The 1537-nt window shown below is 64.0% G+C and carries 4 protein-coding genes; 2 read left to right on the top strand and 2 right to left on the bottom strand.

The window, feature by feature from the left end:
- Nucleotides 1-119: 119 nt before the first annotated feature.
- Complete coding sequence (locus tag PMES_RS16900) at nucleotides 120-248, bottom strand: hypothetical protein (protein ID WP_268892435.1); 129 nt, start codon at nucleotides 246-248, stop codon at nucleotides 120-122.
- Between the two features lie 163 nt (nucleotides 249-411).
- On the opposite strand from PMES_RS16900, the gene PMES_RS16190 reads away from it, so the two are divergent.
- Nucleotides 412-618, top strand: a complete 207-nt coding sequence (locus PMES_RS16190) for a hypothetical protein (RefSeq protein ID WP_159966752.1) — start codon at nucleotides 412-414, stop codon at nucleotides 616-618.
- Nucleotides 618-854 (top strand): hypothetical protein, encoded by a 237-nt coding sequence (locus PMES_RS16185; protein ID WP_159966751.1) that lies wholly within the window; start codon nucleotides 618-620, stop codon nucleotides 852-854. Before PMES_RS16190 ends, PMES_RS16185 begins: the two co-directional genes overlap by 1 nt.
- Nucleotides 855-858: 4 nt before the next feature.
- On the opposite strand, the gene PMES_RS16180 is transcribed toward PMES_RS16185, so the two are convergent.
- A complete protein-coding gene (locus PMES_RS16180) occupies nucleotides 859-1350 on the bottom strand; it encodes a hypothetical protein (RefSeq protein ID WP_159966750.1) in 492 nt (163 codons plus the stop codon).
- Nucleotides 1351-1537: the final 187 nt, after the last annotated feature.

Genomic DNA, 1537 nt, shown 5'->3' with positions numbered 1-1537 from the left:
CAGCAGGACCAGCAGATTGAAGCTGCGGTTGATCCGCTCCAGCGCACGGCGGCGCGCCGTGTGGTAGAGCGCGTTTCTCAGCACATTGAAGCGGATCAACTCAAGGTTTCGGCGCATCGTCACTTGTCCTTTTTCGGGGGCGGCGCGGGCTTGCTTTCGCTTCTGCCCGGCAGCTTGGGATGGCGCGGGCCGACCGAGTTCTGGGCGTATTCTTCGCGCTCGCGCTTGTCATTGTTGTCGTCACTCATGGAATTCGGATCCCTCAAGTTGGTTTTGGTGGGTTCGATAGGCACCGGCGGAAGGGTTCATCTCCGCCGGTGCCGCCAAGGTAGCACGACTGCCTGCCGAAGGGCCGACCGACGGATGTCGGGGCCGGCGCGCCTTACCATTACCTTCAGGGGAGCCAGGATCATGGCCGAGATAACTCAGCCCCACGGGCTGCGTGCGTTGCGCTGCGTCGAGCAGATGACCGACGCGCAGAAGATCGCCCTGGCGATCGAGATCACCAACAGGATCGACGACCCGCGCCAGGGCCCGGGGCTGCTGCGCCTCGGCCGGCTGGCCACGACGCAGGGCGAGCAGATGGTGCGGACCCGGTTCGAAAAGGAGAGCGAGTGATGCCGGGGGAAAATCTTGGGACAACTCATGTCCGGGCGCCAGCGCACCGCGCCCATGCATGCCGGCACCTGCCGCACAGCACCCGCGATATCGCCCGCCGCTCTCATGTCTGCGCGATCAACAGCTGCGTCGCCGAGCTGCGCCAGCATGGCGCCGAGATCCACTGCGAGCGTCTGCGGGTGCGGGACGAATGGCGCTTTTTCTACACGATGACGAGAGGACCGCAGGATGCGTGATATATCACAGCTCCCCCCAGTGCCCGCGATTGACTTTGACGATCCCACCTTCGGGCGGGGGCTCATTGTCGAACTTCTCACCGCACTCAGGGCAGCGAAGGTGTCGCCCGGCGGGCTGCAGGTAGCTGATCTTGAGATGCTGCGCGCACGGTGCGCAGATATAATGGTGCGGTACGACGCTGCCCTGATGGAGTTGGCGTTCGAGCACGATGCCCCCACCGGCAAGCTTGACAAGGCCGTAGTGCGCGCGCTCCTCGCGGAAGGCCTCGAAGTCCTCGATCGCGCCCTGAGCCTCAACCAGTTTCTGGGTTATATCGTGGAGTTTCAGCTGGGTGTCCGCGATCTTCTCGGAGAGCTGAGCGATCTGCAGGCGCAGGGCGGTTGTGTCTCCCTTCCCCAAGCGTCGATTGACAGCCTCGAATTCTGTGCGGACGAGGTTGATGGTTTCACCCGCGAGTTTTGTCAGGCCGAGGGCCTGAGCGATCTGCTCGATCATGACGGTCGCCTTCATCTAGGTCCCCTGGAAGGGGTGATTGATCACGCATCCATTGAGGCCAGCGATGGCTGAGCAGATCAAGACAATCTCGCACGTGGCGGTTGCGGAGGTGGGCATCGCGCCCGCCGGGCGGCTGCGGCCGGTGTCGGAGGCCGGGGTGCTGAGCCTGGTGGCCTCGATCGGCGAG

Source organism: Profundibacterium mesophilum KAUST100406-0324, assembly GCF_009835145.1.
Classification (GTDB): domain Bacteria; phylum Pseudomonadota; class Alphaproteobacteria; order Rhodobacterales; family Rhodobacteraceae; genus Profundibacterium; species Profundibacterium mesophilum.
The sequence above is the reverse complement of the archived record's forward strand: the minus strand, read 5'-3'. Positions and strand labels throughout refer to the sequence as shown.

Bases quoted from the DNA above. Each gene is read 5' to 3' on its own strand.
- PMES_RS16900 (WP_268892435.1), bottom strand. From the start codon at position 248: ATGAGTGACGACAACAATGACAAGCGCGAGCGCGAAGAATACGCCCAG.
- PMES_RS16190 (WP_159966752.1), top strand. From the start codon at position 412: ATGGCCGAGATAACTCAGCCCCACGGGCTGCGTGCGTTGCGCTGCGTC.
- PMES_RS16185 (WP_159966751.1), top strand. From the start codon at position 618: ATGCCGGGGGAAAATCTTGGGACAACTCATGTCCGGGCGCCAGCGCAC.
- PMES_RS16180 (WP_159966750.1), bottom strand. From the start codon at position 1,350: ATGATCGAGCAGATCGCTCAGGCCCTCGGCCTGACAAAACTCGCGGGT.